Source organism: Paraburkholderia sp. CNPSo 3272, assembly GCF_024206495.1.
In the GTDB taxonomy this organism is placed as follows: domain Bacteria; phylum Pseudomonadota; class Gammaproteobacteria; order Burkholderiales; family Burkholderiaceae; genus Paraburkholderia.
Genome location: NZ_JAMBPQ010000053.1, coordinates 25,243 through 43,318, shown reverse-complemented (window position 1 = coordinate 43,318; position 18,076 = coordinate 25,243). Strand labels below are relative to the sequence as shown.

Here is an 18,076-nt window from a genome sequence, read left to right as displayed (position 1 = left end):
AAAGCCGTGATCGACGAAGGTCTTCGCGATCTGCTGCGACTCGCCGCGGTTGCGGATCTGCACGCCCACGAAGATGTGCGCGCGCTCGGCGTCGTCGATGCGGTAGTTGAACTCGGTCACGCTGCGCGTGCCGACCAGCTCGCAGAAGCGCTTGAAGCTGCCGCGCTCCTCGGGGATCGTCACGGCGAACACCGCTTCGCGCGCCTCACCCACCTCGGCGCGCTCGGCCACGAAGCGCATGCGGTCGAAGTTCATGTTCGCGCCCGAGGTGATCGCCACCAGCGTTTGCCCCTCGATGCCCTCGCGCTCCGCATACTGCTTCGCGCCCGCCACGGCCAGTGCGCCTGCGGGTTCGAGCACGCTGCGCGTGTCCTGGAAGACGTCCTTGATCGCGGCGCAAAGGGCATCCGTATCGACGGTGAGCACTTCGTCGAGATAGTGCTGGCACAGGCGGAAGGTTTCCTCGCCCACGAGCTTGACGGCCGTGCCGTCCGAGAACAGGCCGACTTCGGTCAGTTCCACGCGCCTGCCGGCCTTGATCGACTGCGCCATCGCGCAGGAATCGTCGGTCTGCACGCCGATCACCTTGATCTCGGGGCGCACGGCCTTCACGTACGCCGCGACACCCGCGGCCAGCCCGCCGCCGCCAATCGGCACGAAGATCGCGTGAATCGGGGCCTGATGCTGGCTCAGCACTTCCATCGCCACGGTGCCCTGGCCGGCGATCACGTGGGGATCGTCGAAGGGATGCACAAAGGTCAGGCCGCGTTCTTCCTGCAGGCGCACGGCGTGGGCGTAGGCGTCGCTGTACGACTCGCCGGCCTGCACGACCTCGACGGTGGCGCCGCCGTGGGCGCGCACGGCATCGACCTTCACCTGCGGCGTGGTCACCGGCACGCAGATCACGGCCTTCACGCCGAGCTTCGCCGCCGACAGCGCCACGCCCTGCGCGTGATTGCCCGCCGAGGCGGTGATCACGCCGCGCTCCAGTTGCGCGGGCGAGAGATGCGCCATCTTGTTGTAGGCGCCGCGCAGCTTGAAGGAGAACACCGGCTGGTTGTCCTCGCGCTTGAGGAACACGGCGTTGCGCAGGCGCGCCGAGAGGTTCGGGGCGCGCTCGAGTTCGGTCTCGCGGGCGGCGTCGTAGACACGCGCCGTGAGAATCTTCCGGAGATAGTCGTTTTCGTCGCGACGAGACTGCGAGGAATCAGTGGCTTCGGCGACTTCGGTGGCTACGTTTGCTTCGGCGGTGGGGCGGCTCTGATGCACCTGCATGACGGCTCCTGTACTCACTTTCGTTTTGGCCAGGAGGCGGAAACAAAAAACCCGCCTCTTGGGGCGGGTTGTTGTCACTGCTGCCAGACGTGCGCTAACCCACCATTCGTTGAATGGTGCTAATAATCAGCGCAATGGTGGAGAGGCGACAGTTCATCTCATGAACGATGACCGAGGGCGTGGGTGTTGTCAATTGCTTACAACCTTGCCGCTTGGAATGCATTACAAACTACGTATTATTTGATACGTTTCTCGCTCGTCATGGATATCTACATGGTGCCCACGGCGAAAAGCGCAATTTAACTCTGCCCCAGCAAACATGTTTCGTGAAACATTCTAGAAAAGACGATCCAACCCGTTGAATTTAAATGGTTATTGCGGATCCGATAGTTTTCTTCGGCTGTTTCACGGTTTCGACCGCGGTGGTGGCTGGCCTACAGGTCACGTCGCTGCCACAATAAGAAAAAGCGCGTCTACGACGCCCTCCCCTGCTGCTGCTAGCCGATGCTCCCGACGCTCAGGTCGTGGTCCCGGTCGTATCCATTTCCGAAGCCCATTGCTCGATGACTGCCTTCACGCGCTCGGCCAGACGTTGTTGATCGGAAGGCGCGATGCCCTTCAGGCTCAACTCCGCGCGCCCGTCGCCGAACAGCTTCAGCTCGCCTAGCGCGACGCCGTCGGGTCGGTTGAACTGGACGCGGGACTGGTAGTGCGTACGGCGCGGCCCGACGCTGCGCGCGCCGGCTTCAGCCGAGGCCGCAGCCTCGAGCTTGCGCACGCTCGCCTTCCCTTCGACCACCTGCTGAAGCCAATGCTCGGCAACGGTTGCGCCCGCCCGGTCGAAGATCAGTTTGATGTTGTAGGCGTGTCCGAGTCCGACGTCCTTGCGATTCTGCGCCATTCTCTGCAGCAGGTAAGGCGGCAGCGACGTGAGCGCGATCACCTTGCTGATGTGCTTCGGATCTTCGCCTACGGCCACCCCCAACTCGACCTGGTCGACGTAGACGCGATCGTCGAGCAGCTTCTTCCATGCGAGCGCATCGTCGAATACCGTCTGTTCCTCGCGCTCCTTGTTGGCGTGATAGGCACGCAGGTACAGGTTCTGGTTGTCGAGACCCTCGCGGACATCGGCGTCGATAAACTTGTCGCCGCGCGAACGCGCAGCGCGGATACGCCGCTCGCCATCGACGATCACATATTGGCCGGGAAACGCCGCGAGTCTCGTGACCAGGATCGGCGTGATCTGGCCTTGCGTGGCAAAGCTTTCGGCGAGTTCGTCGATCGTCTCGGCACTGTAGAACGCGCGCGGATTGTACGGATTAGAGACGACATCTTCGACAGAAATCTTCCGAACCGCATGCAGCGAAAGCGGCGCTTCGAGCGCTTCGATGACTTCGGCAGGCTGGGCGGCCGACGTATCCGCGACGTTAGGTGCACCCGCGTCGCGCTGCGCGATATTGACGACATCGGCTTCGGCGAGCCGCTCGCCAGCCGAAACGCGCTCGGCAGCCATGCCCGCCCGGACCTTGCTGGTGAAGTTCAGCTTAGCGGCCATGGACCATCTCCTCTTCTTCTTCCTGAACCAGCGCAATGATCTCGTTGTAGACGGCGCTGATCTCGTCCTTCGCGACTTTCGTCCCGCGCACGCCGCGCACATCGAAGACGGTGCGGCCGAGCGCTGCCGTCTGGCGATAGAGTTCGCGCTGTTTGATAGTCGCCGCAAATACGCGGACATTGCTCTCGGCGAGGATGGCGCTCATCTGCGTGTGTAGCAGCGTCTTCGAATTAGATTTATTCAGCAAAATTGCGAACTTTCCGGCCGGATTGGCAACGCGGGTTCGCTCGACCAACTCCATCATCCCTTCACTACTCCAGATGTCGATCGGCGATGCATCCGTCGGAATGACAGTGGCGTCGGCTACGGCAAGCACTCGCGCGGTAGTCAGGTCATTGATATTAGGCGGACAGTCGACGATAACGACGTCGTAGTCATTCGCCAGTGCGGCGATCTCCGGCCCAATCATCTTCTCCAGCTTGTGAATGCTGCCGACTCGAAAAGGCAGAGGGGTTTCGGGACCGGCCGCTGCACACCAACTCATGCAAGATTGCTGGCCATCGGCATCGGCAACATAGACCTTATAGCCTTCAGCCTGAAATGCCCCAGCCAGATTCATGCTGGTGGTGGTTTTGCCAACCCCACCTTTTTGGTTCGCTACGGCTATCACGAGACCCATTCTTTTCTCCATGCAATTGTTCAACAGCGGACGAGCCTCCCAGGCGCACTCTCCACGTGGAGACTTCAGCAAGTCATTCGAGAGTCTACTGGCAACTTAAAGTAAATTCTAGGAATTCCGCCTCTGACGTTGTCAGTTCACAACCAACTACCCGAACGGATAAGGTTTGGACACAACGAAGGGCATTAGCGAGTGGGCGGATCGACTGAATGGGGAAGTCGCAAGGACAGTGGAATCTGATCTCCACGTGGAGATCCCACAATGCCATCAACGATGCGAAGCCTGCCCGTCCACAGGTCGATGAGTCGCAGTATGGCTGCACAGGCGTGTAATGCGCTCGTGACGGTGTGGACAAGGTTAAGGTTGCAGAAGCACCCGAGCGGCATTTACCGGCGGAGGGAGTTGAGAAGTATCGATCAAATCTCCACGTGGAGATTCACCGACTTGACCTCGATTAGCCCGGTGCTGTGAGTGTGGTGCGGAAGAACTAGAAGTGTTCCGGCTGTCCGTGTACATGTTGAATCTCCACGTGGAGACTCAACAATCGGCAAGGAAGAATGCTGTCGCGCGAGCAGGCGCTACGCAGATGGCGGAAGGATGGGTTGTGATGGCAAGCGGAGACTAACCGGCAAGAGTATGCCACCGGAAGCGCAAATTCTTGATTGCCTGAAGCAGTGATTCTCCACGTGGAGATCAATGCGAACAGCGCGAACTAACCAAGCGGTATCTGCAGTACGCCGAGACGGATCACGAACGTCATTGCAGGACACTCAAGCAGCCGAAACCTGGCGTACTACCTAGAATCCAGCCCTCTACCTCGCAAAAATTTTCGGAAAATATATTTAACTACGAGTTCTACGTTGTTATATTTAACCAAATTTCCTTGCGTGCCTAAGCTCATAGCGAATCGCACAAAAAAGCGGCGGCCGAAGCCGCCGTTCTATTACCTCATTCGCGTTCACTCGTCCCGTGCCTTAAATGCAAGATCGATTTCCGCTGCCTGAAGCGCTTCGCCCCCGGCCAGCCCCTGTTGTCCGCTCAACAGGAATTCAAGCAGGTCCCCGGCAGTCGGTTGGCCCCAGGTGTCCAGCACCACCCAACGGAAGAAGTTCGTCGATGCCATCTTGCTCGGCACCTTCGCCGTCGAGACCTTGAGCTTGTCCATGCCGACCGTCTCGTTGTAGCGCTTGATCAGCGCAGTCTGATCATCGTATTCGAGCTCGTTGAAGTAGGCGCGCGCCTCGTTGATCTTCGCGGCAATATAGCGGTCCTTCACCTGATCCTGACTTTCGCGCGCGCGGCCAGCGTCGGCGGCGGGGGAGGCGGCATTCGCACCGGGCAACTCATAGCCATCGCTCAGCGCCTTGCGGAAATACGCCGCAACGTTGGCGAGCGGCGCTGCATTTTTCTGCGCGACTCGCGCCGCGGTATAAGCCACCGCGGTGCGAATCTTGTCCTCGCCGTATTGTTTCAGCAGGCGCCGCGCCTCGGAAACCGGGATGCTGAACTTCGACATCTCGCCAATCAGCAGCGTTTCGTTTGCACGCAGCTCCTGAGACGGATCGGTCTCCGGCTTGCGGGTCACGCGGAACTGCAGGGCGACGACCGAGCGTCCCACCTTGTGCTCGATGAGCTCGAAATTGTGATCCGAAATCTCGTTGACTTCCTTGATGCAGGGAACCAGCACACGGCTCTTGAACTGCTTGTACAGCTTGTACGATTGCGCTGATGTGTCCTGCCCAAGGATCAGGTCACGCAGCGTCGCGAGCGGAAAGCGCGCCGTCACACCCACGGCCTCGTAGCGAACGACGTTCTCCCACAACGCGAGCGAATGCGCCTTCCTGAACTGACGCGTGATGCGCATATCGATCATCGCGTAGATTTCAGGATTGAGCAGTTCGCCGCGAATCTGCTCGGAGAAGGTGTAGCGCAATACCGATCGCTCGAGTTCGGCGCCGGCAAGCAAACCGGAGGCCTTCCAGATGCTGCGTTTGTCCTGTGTGAGATAGTCCCAGTTGACGACCGTGCTGATCAGCGAGTTGATTGTTTCCTTGACGTACTCGGTGTTGTTACTATTCAGATCGACGTCCTGGGAGAGGGCCGAGATCGTGATCTCGAACGACGAGCGGCCGCGGTCGAGGGAATCCTGGCGAATGGCGTTCTTGATCAGCGAGCTGAACATCTTGCGCTGCTGCAGGCTGATCGATCCGGACTTCGGTGCGATATGAATCGCCGGTACAGCCTTGCGGAACAGATCAGGCGGCTGGCCTTGCTGGAATACGAGTGCACCTTGTTTGTCGGCGTCGCCGGCTTCGGCCTTTTTTCTTGCCATATGACCCACGATGAAAGGGAACCTGGTCGGTTGGTAACTGTATACCAAGCGATCAGGTGACTCAAGGCCGCAAACGCAATAGTGGCGCGGCACGACACCCACGGGCGAAGCGCATTGACAGCCGGCGATTCTCTGCCTCGATGGCCGCCAGGAACCCGTCCAGGGCACTCAGGACCGTCACCACGCGCGAACCCATAACCGGTGACCTTAGCATCGCTGCGCATTGGAAACTATCCCATAGTCCGTGACCTTTCGGCAGAATGTGAGTACTCACTCAGTGAATGTCGGTTCAACAGGTAGCCGCCAATGGGATTTTTCACATCGCTATTCTGGTTGTCGCCCGGTGCAGCTCGGCCGAGCTTCGTCATGCTCAAGACTGCCCATAAATGGTGACCTGAACCGGCTCCCACAAATGGCTACCCTTGCGGCGGCAAATACGACGCTGGAACTGTGCGAATCAGTACTTGCCACCATAACCGGTGACCCATGCCGCATCCCATAGACTGTTACCTTGCTCCAGCTAGCGTCTCTGCATGCAAGGACTCATGCGGGGAGCCGATACGTTGCTCGATAGACCCACTATTCCTCTTCCGAGAAGCCACCATATCGGGTTACCCATGCCGGTCCCCAAAAACGGTTACCTGAAACCAGGCTGGTCAGCGTCTTAAATGCGGTCAGGAGGGGCGGCTCCTCCCATAAGCGGCGACCTTCACTGACTCCCATAAACAGTGACCTAAAGGCAAAACTCCTCGTTTCCCCATAGCGGGCAACCTTCCCCCCATATCCACAACCCGTAAGCCCCATGCCCGGCTACCGAAGTCCCATATCCACAACCCCGAACTCCCATACCCGGGACCACAAATCCCATAACGCGCCACCAAATCGGCCGCAAAGCCTTGCCTGGTAAGGCTTTGCGAAGCCTAAAGGTTTACTAAAGTTGTTAAAGCGTAAAAGGTAAACACTGAAACACGCGTTCGATGAGAAAGACGTCTCCCAAAACCGGAGACCTTAACGCATGTAAGTGGTCACCAACCTCCGTAACCCCATTCCTGGTTACCTAGCCCGTCTACCAACGCTTTCCGGGCACCACAGATCACGACCTAAACCCGCTCGTCTTGAGAATCGACATTCAGACACTAAGATAGGTCATTGATTCGCCGACAAAAAACCTTAATGGTGTCCGCTTATGGTGCTCTTCTCCGCTCAAAGGTAACTGCTTATGGGATCCGCTGAATGACTACATTCCGCTGGGACCCGATTGCAAAGCGCTCTGCCAGCCCTGAACACCGCACGATCGAGGTAACCGGAACGAACGACGTTGGAGAAGAGCCCTCGTGGACCCATCGTTCCTCCCATTTTTGGTTACCCAGCTGAGGGCACCAGATATGGGAGTTGCCAAAGGTCCACCGCGACCCAATGAAGGAAAGCTCCGCGCAACCCGGACAAGGTGCACTGCACAAAATCCATCGGTGACCTGCTGCCCGCCTAGCGCCCCCAATCTCAGTCCGAATTCGCGGGAAAGGTCACCGCGGCCGCGGTGTGCTGCGGCAGCCAATCGCTGCTGTACAGGTCGGCGAGACGCTGCTGGGCGGCTTCGATATCGGCGGGATAGGTGTTGTCGTGCGAGTTCGGTTCGGAGCCCACCGCCTCGAGTTCACCGAGTTCCGTATCAGATCCGCATGCGTGACCTCGTGGGCCGGTTTGACGAACGGGTAGCTGTGACATTCCTGCCGCCTCAGATGCGGCGTGGCGACCGCGCTTACGCTCACCGCTCCCATAAACGGCATGCCGCGATTCCGTTGTGTTGAGGGCACGCCACTATGATGGCCACGCAGAGCGCGTCCGCGTTCGGGGTTCGCCAGTGAGTCGTCGAGCCGACCATTCATTGCCATCGGGGGGGAGCCACGTCAGTCAGCGAGAAAGTACCGTGCATCACGTGCACGACCGCGCGCGTACCGGCGCTGCACGACGCTGGGCCCCGTAGACGAGGCGCGCGATGAACCAGCCTGCCTCGGTGGCGCTCGGGCGTGGCCTGCTCGCGCCGGCGCGCGCGATGCCCACGGGTCTTGCGCTGGACCTCGAAGGTGCTGCGCGCGGGCACCGAAGCGTGCTTTCGCTACCGCTCTCGTTCATTGGAAATGCACGAGCGTATGCACGCGCTATGGCGCACACGGCGCACATGGCGCACATGGCGCACATGGCGGCGCGCGGCAGCGGCGCACCGGCCGTCCAGAACGCGCTACAGCTCACTGCGGGTACGCGCGAGATCGCGGAGGGCGCGCGCCGCGCGGAGCTCACACTCCGCGGGTGCTCGTCGAATGCCTGCTGCGTCAAACCGACGTGCGCGTGCCGCGCGGCCAGATGATCCGCTACGCGTGGCCTGAGAAAGAGGACATCGACGCTTCAACCGTCGACCTCGTCGTCTCGCGGCTGCGGTGCAAGCTCGCGCGCGATGGCATCGAAGAGCGCATCGACACCATCAGCCGCTACGGCGATCAACTGACCTTGCCGACGTTCGAGTGATGCGCGCGCTGAGGTAACCGTTTGTGGGAACCGGTTACCTAACCGTGCGCGGACGCATGAGTTTGTTAACTCAAAAAGCAAACGGTACGCTGAGAGCGTGCCGTTCACCCGTGCCTGAAAAGCCCCACCTCGTGCTCAGTGCGCGTAGAGCGTGGAGTTCAGGTACGCAAGCTGACCATCCTGCTTCGCCTGAACGAGTTCGTGATACACATCGGCGTGCGTCTTTTCATGGACCGCTTGCCCATAAGGCGGTACCCATCCGCCGGGCGCCACACCACGTCAAGCCTGAAGGGCTGCTGCGAAATGAAACGCAGCAGAGAGGCGCGACAGCCCATCCAGATAAAGGCGTCCCTCGGTGAGCGAGCGGCTGCGCGTGGAGCAGTTCAGGGAGGCGCATGCTCAGAAAACAAATTTAGAAAGCGACGATTTGCTTTCCCGTCATGGCGGCATTGCGCGCAGGTCGTGTTCATCACGCGGCCCGGCGAATGGCCATCGTTTCATGCAGCGCTCGGGGCGCACTTATTCTTATACCTGCTGATTGTGCAAATGCGGCACGTGATTATTGCGCCCGCCGGCGAGAAACGCCGCGATGAAAAGCAGAATGCCGATAATCGCAACGGTCGTCGCAAATGCGCGAGCCACGTGCGCGCTGCTCGAATCCGGCCCCGCAAGCGCAAAAAACAAGCCGCCGAGCAGCGCCACGGCGAGCGCGGCACTGACCTGCAAAACCGAACTGACGAGCCCGGCGGCAAGACCGGACCAGCGTCTATCCACACATTCGACGTTGCGCCTGACGAGTGCGGGCAGCGCCACGCCCTGGCCGAAGCCGATCAGAAAGAGCGATGCGTTTAGGGAGTGCAGTTGAGCATCGTGAACAAGCATGGCAGTCCAAAGTAATCCGCAGCCCTCGATTACCATGCCGGCCGCCGCCGCACGATAACCGAACTGGCGCACGATCAGCGGATTGAGCAGCGGCCCGATCAGAAGGCCGACGCCCAGGGGCAGAATACGCAACCCGACTTCGAGCGGCGCGAGCCCGAGCGCGCGCTGCACGTAAATCGCGAACATCATGAAGAACGGCGCGAGCGAATAGAAGAAGAGCGTAGCAACGAGCCCGCGCACGAGACCGGGAGCAGCGAAGATGATGGGCGGCACGAGCGCATCGTGCCCGGCAGCTGCGACGCGGGCCTCGTAGCGCCAGAAGATCGCGAACAGGGGCGCGGCGCCAACGAGCAACGCCCACGTCCAGACCGGCCAGCCGCGCTCACGGCCTTCGATCAGTGGAACGACGAGCGCTGCCAGCGCCACGGCGAGCAAGACCATGCCGCCTGGATCGAGCTTAGCGGGGTGGTCCGAGCGGCTTTCGCGCACGAGCCAGTACGCAGCGGGCGCGGCCACCATCACGACAGGCAGGTTGATGAGAAAAATGCTGCGCCAGGCCAATCCGAACACGTTGGCCGAGACGAGCACGCCGCCGAGCGCCTGGCCGGCGACCGAAGCGATCCCATAAGCCGTACCAAACAGGCTGAGCGCAAGCCCCTTCTGATGCGCCGGAAAGAGCGCGTGGATCGACGCGAGCGCCTGGGGCGCCATGACGGCTGCGGCGGCGCCCTGAAGGATGCGTCCCGTCACCAGTGCAGCGGGCGAACTGGCGAACCCGCAAACGGCCGAAGCCGCCGCGAACGCAAGGATCCCCACGAGGAAGATGCGCCGCCGCCCGTACAGGTCGCCGAGCCGGCCGCCCGTTATGAGAAAAATCGCGTAGGTCGCCGCATAGGCCGAAATCACCAGTTGCGCGATGGCGGCGCTCGCATGCAGGCCGGACTGCATGGACGGCAGCGCTACGTTGACGATAAAGAAGTCGAGCGGCGGCAACAGTGTGCCCATCAGCAGCACCGTCAACGCCCACCAGGTGCGGGCGCCCGCTCGCGTGGGCGGCATTTCCAAAGTCGAAATGGTCGTCATACGGCCTCCATATGGAACTAATCGGTTCCTAATTAGCCAAAAAACTAGCGGATGGCGCTCAGCGCGATTTCAGCGATTGCATCCATCGCGTCCTCGCCGGCATCGGTCTTGCCCAGCACGCGCATGCCTTCGATCGTGCAGAGCAGGAAGCGCGCGAGATCGTCGGCATTCTGGTCGGCGGCCAGCTCGCCCGCTGCCTGGCCGCGCCGGATTGCGCCGGCGAGCAGCGCTTGCATGCGCGTGAACATGTCCGTGACCCGGGCTTTCACCTCGGAATCGAACGGCAGGCACTCGGTGGCGGCGGCCGTAACCGGGCAGCCCGCAAGCCCTTCGAGGCCGATGGCAAGGCGCACGTAGTGATGCAGCGCCCTGCGCAGCGCGGTGCGCGCCGAGGCGTGCCGCAGGTTGCGCGTGAGCCGTGCGATACCGCGCTCGGTATAGAAGTCGAGCGCCGCGAGAAAGAGCTGGTGCTTGTCGCCGAACGCCTTGTAGAGGCTGCCGCGCGAAAGCTGCGTACCTTCGATCAGGTCAGGCAGCGACGTTGCGGCATAGCCGCGCGCGCGGAATACCTCGAGCGCATTCTGCACGGCTTCCTGCTCGTCGAATTCGCGTGGACGGCCGGGGCCAGAACGGAGATCGGATTTCATGTCGACATTCTAGACCAAGCGATTCCAAATTGCCGAGAAAATGCGCGCGGCGAGCTCAAACATGCATACAGGATGAATTATATGTACGCACAGAAATATCAATTGTTGATATTCGGCGCGCGTCGGTAATCTGGCCGACATACCGACCAGACGGCCCCGCTATGACCCGCACCGCGCTCATCGAATGGTTCACGAGTTTCGTGCCCAACCCGGCCGCGCCGCAATGGCGCGAGCGGGGGCGACGCTGTGCCGGAGCGTTGATCGGGATCGCACTCACGGGACTCTCGACCCACGTGATGTTCGGCGCGGCGGGCGATATCCCCTTGCTCGTGGCGCCCATGGGTGCTTCCGCGGTGCTGCTGTTCGGCGCGTCGGACAGCCCGCTTGCGCAGCCGTGGTCGATTCTTGGCGGCAACTTCGTCTCCGCGCTGGTGGGCGTAGCGTGCGCGCAATGGATCGCGTCGCCGGTCGCGGCGGCTTCCGTCGCGGTGGCGCTCGCCATCTGCGCGATGTTCCTGTGCCGCTGCGTGCATCCGCCTTCAGGCGCGGTCGCGCTGACCGCCGTGCTCGGCGGCCCTGCCGTTCATGCGCTCGGCTTTCATTTCGTGCTTGCGCCGATCGCGTTCCAGTCCGTTGCGTTGCTCAGTGCGGCGCTCGCCTTCCACGCGCTGACCGGGCACCGCTATCCGCGCGCCGCGTTTCCTCCCGCGCCGCAAGCCGCTGCCGCGCCGCTTGCCGTGCTGTCGCAACATCTACTCGCGCCGCCGGATTTTCCGCGAAAATCGTTCGAACAACTAACTTGTGAGGAGATCATGTCGATCGGCTGTCCCGCCGTGCCCGTGACAATGGGCGCGCGGGCGGCGCACGAGATGTTCCGCCGCCACGGTGCTTCGACGCTCCCCGTGGTCGATGCGATGGATCGCGTGGTCGGCGTCGTCGCGCATCATGCGCTCGGCGACCTTGCGCCGGCGGCTGGGCTCAAGCGATTCTGGACCGCACTGCGTCGCGCTGCGCTGCGCGAATCGGCGCGCGTGGAAGAAACGGTCGAAGCCGTGATGGCAGCCGGCGTGCACGCCGTCCATCGGGCCACGCCGCTCGCGCATCTGGTGCCGATCTTTATCGAGCACGCCTATCACGACATTCCGGTGATGGACGATGCGCGTCGGCTGGTCGGCGTGGTCAGGCATTCGGACATGATCCGCTGGCTCCATCACCACGCGGGCGCCGCCCAGGCCGCCGCTGCGGCAGCCTGAGCCCGGCGCCAGGCCGCGTCACACCACGAACAACAACACCGCGAACACTGCATAGAGCCAGCCGACATGTGTGAGCTGACGGCTACGTACCTTCGGCGCGCGAAACGCCCATTGCAGGATCAGGATGGCGATCATGGTCGTCACGGCCGCGAGAATCGAAGGCGTGCCGAGATGCCACGGTGTGAAGAAGAGGCCGAACGCCGTGGGAATGGTGGCCTGAATCATCATGGCGCCGCTGATGTTCGCCAGCGCCAGCCGCTCCTTGCCCTGGCGCACCCAGATGATCGCGTTCATGATCTCAGGCAGCTCGGTGGCGATCGGGCTGAACAATACGGCGGTCAACTGGGGGCTGAGCCCAAGCCACGGTCCCACCGCACCGATCTGCTGCACGAACAGATGCGAGGCCGCGAAGATCACCGCGAGCGCGCCCAGCGTCTGCAGCAGAATCCACACCATAGCCGGATTGTCGTCGTGCGGCCGCAGCTTGAGCGGCTCGAGATCGCCTTCCACCTCGCCGCTGTCTTCGGCGGAAAGCTCCTTCCAGCAGTAGAACGCGTAGGCCGCGAGAAACGCGATCCCCAGCAACGGCTTGAAGCTGAACACCACGAGCCCGAGCGCGATCTTCGCGACGAAGATCGCGAGGAACCAGAGCTGGTCGCGGCGCAGACGGCGCGTATTCACATCGACGGTGGCCGCGCGCTCGCGGCCCACGCGCTTCGCTGTCGCGAGCAGCGCGAAGCCCACGACGGCATAGGCGATCGTGCTGAGCGCCAGCGGGCCGCCAATCGCAGCGCCTACGCCAATTTCCTTGTGCGCGGGATCGCCGCCGAAAGCGACGGCAACGAGTGTGACCACGCTCTCGGGCAGTGCGGTGCCGAATGCGGCGAGGATCGTGCCGGTGGCGGTTTGCGTGACCTTGAGCTTGTGGCCGAGCCACTCGACGCTATTGACGAAGCTCTCGCAGGACAAATAGATGATGCCGGCCGCGGCAATGAGCAAGGCGAACGTCAAGATCATGACGAACGCTCCGTGGCGCAAATGAGGTGGTGATGCGGGGCGAGACGAGTCATTGTTATTGCCGTGATGTGCGAGCCGGGCACCGAAACCATGACGCTTCCCTTCGCCCGGCCCGGGTGGAAGTGAAAACGTCATAGGTCTCGTCAGGCCGCGCCATTGCAGCGATTGGCTGCAATGATTTGCAATACGGCTGCCGGCGCCATGGTGCAGGGGCACCAAATATGTTGACGGCGGCGCAACGCCAAAGCAGGCGTTGCAGACTACTCCCCTAAGACAGGGGGCGATTATAGCCGAAGTTCAGGGCGGCGAGCGAGTTCCAGCGCGCTCGCCGCGCGTGGCTCGCGCGAAGGCGAATCAGAACTTGTGACGCAGCCCGACCATCACCATCGCCTGCTTGTGGTTGGTCGCATCGTTGCCGAAATCGCCGAACGAGGCGACCGCGTCGATCGTCTTGCCCGATGCCTTCTGGTAGCCCGCGAGCGCTCGAAAGCTGGATCGTGTTGCTCGACGTTAGCGGTCTTGATTTGCGTGCGCTGCGCGAGCCGCTCGACCCGCGCAGCGGCAAGCCCGCTTCCGTGCTGTTCATGGCGCAGCGGCGCGGCTGACACCGCCCCGCGCGCCGCTGCAAACGAGGAGGCAAAGTGCCGACGAGGCCGCGCCCGGTCTGCGCCCGCGCTATCACCCGCACTACTACGGCGCGTACTTTCGCGACCCGAAGGCAACAAGCTCTGCGTCTGTTGCCACGATCCCCCGAACCACTGACACGCCGCGTCACGAGCCATCACACGGGTGTCCTATTCGCTGTGCTACCCTTGCCCTGCCTCGGGCCGAGGGTGTCGTGCGCGAGCGACCGCCGCCGGACGGCCCGGTGTATCGAAGCCGAAAATCGAAGCCGAAAATCGAAGTCCTGAACCAAAGTCCCGAGCCGCGCCTTTGAGCGCGCATGCGCCGGGACAACGACCAATAACAGGAAGAAGACCCAGATGAAAAAGCACGAGATACAACGCGCAGGTTCGCGCGGCCGCTTGCGCGCGCTGATCGCCGCTGTAGTGCTGGCGGGCGGCGCTCAAGCCGCGCATGCCGCCACGGAAATCCAGTTCTGGCATGCCATGGAGTCTCAGCTCGGCGAGCGCGTGAATGCGATCGCCGAACAATTCAACGCGTCGCAAAGCGAATACAAGATCGTGCCCGTCTTCAAGGGCACCTACGACCAGACGCTCGCTGCCGGCATCGCGGCTTATCGCAGCGGCGACGCGCCCGCCATTCTGCAGGTGTACGAAGTCGGCACCGCCACGATGATGAACGCGAAGAAGGCCGTGCTGCCCGTGTACGACGTGATGAAGACCGCCGGCGTGCCGCTCGACGAAAAGGCCTTCGTGCCGACCATCGCGAGCTACTACAGCGACGCGAAGACGGGCCATCTGGTGTCGATGCCGTTCAACAGCTCGACGCCGGTGCTCTACTACAATCGCGACGCCTTCAAGAAGGCCGGCCTGCCCGACGCGCCGCCGAAGACCTGGCCCGAAGTCGCCGACGCCGCAGCGAAGCTCAAGGCCTCGGGCATGAGCTGCGGCTTCACCACCGGCTGGCAGGGCTGGATCCAGATCGAGAACTACAGCGCGTGGCAAGGCGCACCGATCGCGACGCGCAACAACGGCTTTGACGGCCTCGACGCGCAACTCGAAATCAACAAGCCGTTGCAGGTCGCGCACATCGCCTTCCTGCAGAACATGGCGAAGCAGGGCACCTTCACCTATGTGGGCCGCAAGGATGAAGCCACCGCGAAGTTCTATAGCGGCGACTGCGGCATCATGATGGGCTCGTCGGGTGCGCTGGCGAACGTGCAGCAGTATGCGAAGTTCAAGTTCGGCACCGGCATGATGCCGTACGACCCGAGCGTGAAGGGCGCGCCGCAGAACGCTATCATCGGCGGGGCGAGCCTGTGGGTGCTGGGCGGCAAGAACCCCGAGGTCTACAAGGGCGTGGCGAAGTTCCTCGCGTACCTGAGTTCACCGGCCGTGGCCGCAAAGTGGCATCAGGACACGGGCTATCTGCCGGTGACGAAGGCCGCGTACGAACTCACGCAGCAACAAGGCTTCTACGCGTCGCATCCCGGCGCCGACACGGCCACGAAGCAGATGCTCAACAAGCCGCCGCTGCCGTGGACCAAGGGCCTGCGTCTTGGCAACATGCCGCAGATCCGCACGATCGTGGACGAGGAACTCGAACAGGTGTGGACGGGCGCCAAGACGCCGCAACAGGCGCTCGATTCGGCCAACTCGCGCGGCAACGATCTGCTCAGGCGTTTCGAGCAGCAGGCCGCGAACTGACGGCCCGACGCACGTGAAGTGAACCGATGCCTCGCGTGAGGAATCGGGCAGCGCCCCAAAAGGCCGACTCCAGTCCGGTTTTTTGGGGCGCTTGGCTTTCGCTCTGTGATCGCGGCTTTAGAACCACGCGTCCTGCATGTCGAGCGTGGTGCGGTCGAGCGAGGCGAGCAGATCGAACTGCGCGCCAGTTTTCGGCAACTCCCATGCGAAGAAGTAAGCGGCCGCCGCGAGCTTGCCGCGATAGAAGGCCGCCCCCTCGCCGTGGGTTTCGGCGAGCGCCGCGCGTGCCACGAGCGCCTGTTCGAGCCACACCCAGGCGAGCACAACGTGGCCGAACGCTTCCAGGTACACCGAAGCATTGGCGAGTGTCACCGCGGGGTCGCCTGCTGCCCACAACTGCCGCGTGACTTGCGTAAGCCGCTCGAGTGCGGCTGCGAGCGCGCTCGCGTGGCTGGCCTCGTCTGCCGCGCCCGAAATGCGTGCGCGTTCGAGCGTAGCCTGCACGCGCTCCACGAATACCTTGAGCGCCGTGCCGTCCTTAATGACGACCTTGCGGCCTAGCAGGTCGAGCCCCTGAATGCCGTGCGTGCCTTCGTGGATCGGATTCAGACGGTTGTCGCGATAGAACTGTTCGACGTTGTATTCGCGCGTGTAGCCATAGCCGCCGTGCACCTGGATGGCGAGATCGTTGGCCGCGAGACACCATTGCGAAGGCCAGCTCTTCGCGATGGGCGTGAGCAGGTCCAGCAGCAGCGATAGCGGCTCGCGCTCCGTGCTGCTGGCGGCGCTCGCTTCGTCCACCAGTTTGGCGCACCAGAGATTGAGCGCGAGCGCGCCTTCCACGTAGCTCTTTTGCGCGAGTAGCATGCGGCGCACGTCGGCGTGCTCCACGAGCCGCACCTGCGGCGATGCCGGATCTTTGCCCGCCGCGCCCACGGGACGCCCTTGCGGACGGTTGCGCGCGTAATCGAGCGCATGCAGATAACCGGTATAGCCGAGCATCGTCGCGCCGAGCCCCACGCCAATGCGTGCCTCGTTCATCATGTGGAACATGTACGCGAGCCCGTGAGGCGCCTCGCCCACGAGATAGCCGATCGCGCCCGCGCGGCCGCCCGGCGTGTACCGCGTGCCTTCGCCGAAATTCAACAGGCAGTTCGTCGTGCCGCGATAGCCCATCTTGTGATTGAGGCCCGCGAGCACGACGTCGTTGCGCTCGCCGCGCGAGCCGTCCTCGTTCACGAGGTACTTGGGCACGACGAACAGCGAGATGCCTCTGACACCCGCAATGAGCTTGCCGTCGGGACCGGGGATCTTGGCGAGCACGAGATGCACGATGTTCTCCGCAAGCTCGTGCTCGCCGCCCGAGATCCACATCTTGTTGCCACGCAGACGATATTGCGCGCCGAGCGGGGAGTCGCATTCGAAGTCGGCTCGCGTGGCGACATCCGAAAGCGACGAACCCGCTTGCGGCTCGGAAAGGCACATCGTGCCGAAGTAGCGGCCTTCCAGTTCGGGGCGTACGAAGGTATCGATCTGCCTCGCGCTGCCATGCGCGAGCAGCAGGTTCGCGTTGCCGATGGTGAGGAACGGATAGGCGCTCGTGCCGACGTTCGCCCCCTTGAACCACGCGAAGCCCGCCTTCTCGACGACGAGCGGCAACTGCATGCCGCCGTATTCGTAGTCCTGGCCGGCGGCCAGCAAGCCTGCGTCGCTGAACGCCTTCAACGCCATCTTCACTTCGGGGATGACGGTGACCGTTTCGCCGTCGAAGTGGGGCTCGTGCTGATCGTTCTTCTTGTTGTGCGGCGCGAAGAGGTCAGTGGCGATCTTCTCGCAGGTGTCGAGCGCAGCGTCGAAGGTCTCGCGCGTATGGTCGGCGTAGCGCGGAATGCGCGTGAGGCTTTCGACATCGAGCCATTCGTAGAGCAGGAAGTTCAGATCGCGGCGGGAAAGGATCAGCGACATGGCGGAACGGTCTCGCATCTTGAGAGGAGAAGGCGCCTAGCGTACCCAAAATAGAACGATCGTGCTATTGGTAGTTTCGCCAGAGGCGCAGCAGCGCTGACTCTTTCGCTCGCTGCTAAGTATCGCTGCGGCGACACGCTCATGACACGCTTGAACATCGTCGAAAACGCCGCGGGGCTGCCGTACCCCGATTCGTAAGCGACGAGCGTGACCGACTCGCCCCGGGTTAGCCGGGCGACAGCCTCGATCAGGCACGCTTGCTCGCGCCACGCAACGAAGCTGTTCCCCAGTGGTTCGCGGAAGTCGTCCGATGAAGGAAGATTTGTGTCAGCGCTGCAGCACACATCGGTGAAGAGACGCGCACTGCCGATGCCGTGATTCCAGTCACAAAGCGACGACATGGATTTGATTTCCGACAAAAACCTGCAAATCAGGAGTGCCAATGGACGTGTCACTATCGAGCCAAAGGAAGAACTCCTTCTAAAATGCGGTGGATCGTACGTCCGAATTTGATTGACTGGTATCGAGGATGGAA

General features: G+C 62.2%; 16 protein-coding genes and 1 pseudogene. 6 read left to right on the top strand and 11 right to left on the bottom strand.

Annotated elements, in window-relative coordinates; translation table 11 throughout:
* The 5 genes from ilvA to M3I53_RS34490 all read right to left on the bottom strand — a co-directional run.
* On the bottom strand, positions 1–1,275 hold a 1,275-nt coding region (ilvA, locus tag M3I53_RS34510; protein WP_254320265.1), incomplete at its 3' end, for a threonine ammonia-lyase, biosynthetic.
* Positions 1,276–1,792: 517 nt separating this feature from the next.
* The gene (locus M3I53_RS34505) at positions 1,793–2,830 is read right to left on the bottom strand and encodes a ParB/RepB/Spo0J family partition protein (RefSeq protein WP_254320264.1); all 1,038 of its coding nucleotides are present in this window, start codon (positions 2,828–2,830) and stop codon (positions 1,793–1,795) included.
* Positions 2,820–3,509: a ParA family partition ATPase gene (gene parA / locus M3I53_RS34500; RefSeq protein ID WP_254320263.1), complete on the bottom strand. Its 690-nt coding sequence runs from the start codon at positions 3,507–3,509 to the stop codon at positions 2,820–2,822. Before parA ends, M3I53_RS34505 begins: the two co-directional genes overlap by 11 nt.
* Before the next feature lie 958 nt (positions 3,510–4,467).
* The gene (locus M3I53_RS34495) at positions 4,468–5,841 is read right to left on the bottom strand and encodes a replication initiation protein (protein WP_254320262.1); all 1,374 of its coding nucleotides are present in this window, start codon (positions 5,839–5,841) and stop codon (positions 4,468–4,470) included.
* Positions 5,842–7,341: 1,500 nt separating this feature from the next.
* Complete coding sequence (locus M3I53_RS34490; RefSeq protein WP_254320261.1) at positions 7,342–7,566, bottom strand: hypothetical protein; 225 nt, start codon at positions 7,564–7,566, stop codon at positions 7,342–7,344.
* Positions 7,567–7,837: 271 nt separating this feature from the next.
* Here M3I53_RS34490 and M3I53_RS34485 point away from each other — a divergent pair, with 271 nt between their 5' ends.
* Both M3I53_RS34485 and M3I53_RS34480 read left to right on the top strand, forming a co-directional pair.
* Positions 7,838–8,206: a hypothetical protein gene (locus tag M3I53_RS34485; protein WP_254320260.1), complete on the top strand. Its 369-nt coding sequence runs from the start codon at positions 7,838–7,840 to the stop codon at positions 8,204–8,206.
* Entirely contained in the window at positions 8,188–8,364 is a 177-nt protein-coding gene (locus tag M3I53_RS34480) for a helix-turn-helix domain-containing protein (RefSeq protein WP_254320259.1), read from the top strand. Before M3I53_RS34485 ends, M3I53_RS34480 begins: the two co-directional genes overlap by 19 nt.
* A 135-nt stretch (positions 8,365–8,499) precedes the next feature.
* Here the strand turns inward: M3I53_RS34480 and M3I53_RS34475 are convergent.
* The 3 genes and pseudogenes from M3I53_RS34475 to M3I53_RS34465 form a co-directional block, all read right to left on the bottom strand.
* A pseudogene (locus M3I53_RS34475) lies at positions 8,500–8,628 on the bottom strand (DUF4148 domain-containing protein); the annotation flags it as partial.
* Between the two features lie 261 nt (positions 8,629–8,889).
* Positions 8,890–10,329, bottom strand: coding sequence for an MFS transporter (locus M3I53_RS34470; protein ID WP_254320258.1), 1,440 nt, complete (start codon positions 10,327–10,329; stop codon positions 8,890–8,892).
* A 44-nt stretch (positions 10,330–10,373) separates the two neighbouring features.
* Positions 10,374–10,976, bottom strand: a complete 603-nt coding sequence (locus tag M3I53_RS34465; protein WP_254320257.1) for a TetR/AcrR family transcriptional regulator — start codon at positions 10,974–10,976, stop codon at positions 10,374–10,376.
* 161 nt (positions 10,977–11,137) lie between these two features.
* Between M3I53_RS34465 and M3I53_RS34460 the strand changes: the two genes are divergently transcribed.
* Positions 11,138–12,229 (top strand): HPP family protein, encoded by a 1,092-nt coding sequence (locus M3I53_RS34460; protein ID WP_254320256.1) that lies wholly within the window; start codon positions 11,138–11,140, stop codon positions 12,227–12,229.
* Between the two features lie 18 nt (positions 12,230–12,247).
* Here the strand turns inward: M3I53_RS34460 and M3I53_RS34455 are convergent, their stop codons facing one another.
* The gene (locus tag M3I53_RS34455) at positions 12,248–13,246 is read right to left on the bottom strand and encodes a sodium:calcium antiporter (RefSeq protein ID WP_254320255.1); all 999 of its coding nucleotides are present in this window, start codon (positions 13,244–13,246) and stop codon (positions 12,248–12,250) included.
* 458 nt (positions 13,247–13,704) lie between these two features.
* Here M3I53_RS34455 and M3I53_RS34450 point away from each other — a divergent pair, with 458 nt between their 5' ends.
* Both M3I53_RS34450 and ugpB read left to right on the top strand, forming a co-directional pair.
* Positions 13,705–13,851 carry a hypothetical protein gene (locus tag M3I53_RS34450; protein WP_254320254.1) on the top strand — a complete coding sequence of 49 codons (147 nt, stop codon included), beginning with the start codon at positions 13,705–13,707 and terminating at the stop codon, positions 13,849–13,851.
* A gap of 378 nt (positions 13,852–14,229) precedes the next feature.
* Complete coding sequence (gene ugpB, locus M3I53_RS34445; RefSeq protein ID WP_254320253.1) at positions 14,230–15,576, top strand: sn-glycerol-3-phosphate ABC transporter substrate-binding protein UgpB; 1,347 nt, start codon at positions 14,230–14,232, stop codon at positions 15,574–15,576.
* Between the two features lie 117 nt (positions 15,577–15,693).
* Here the strand turns inward: ugpB and M3I53_RS34440 are convergent, their stop codons facing one another.
* On the bottom strand, positions 15,694–17,541 hold the full coding sequence (locus M3I53_RS34440) for an acyl-CoA dehydrogenase (RefSeq protein ID WP_254320252.1): 1,848 nt from the start codon (positions 17,539–17,541) through the stop codon (positions 15,694–15,696).
* On the bottom strand, positions 17,532–17,942 hold the full coding sequence (locus M3I53_RS34435) for an AraC family transcriptional regulator (RefSeq protein ID WP_254320251.1): 411 nt from the start codon (positions 17,940–17,942) through the stop codon (positions 17,532–17,534). The genes M3I53_RS34440 and M3I53_RS34435 overlap by 10 nt, the downstream gene beginning before the upstream one ends.
* Here M3I53_RS34435 and M3I53_RS34430 point away from each other — a divergent pair.
* Complete coding sequence (locus tag M3I53_RS34430) at positions 17,941–18,054, top strand: DUF2345 domain-containing protein (RefSeq protein ID WP_254320250.1); 114 nt, start codon at positions 17,941–17,943, stop codon at positions 18,052–18,054. The two genes, M3I53_RS34435 and M3I53_RS34430, sit on opposite strands and share 2 nt — an antisense overlap.
* The last annotated feature ends 22 nt before the right edge of the window (positions 18,055–18,076 follow it).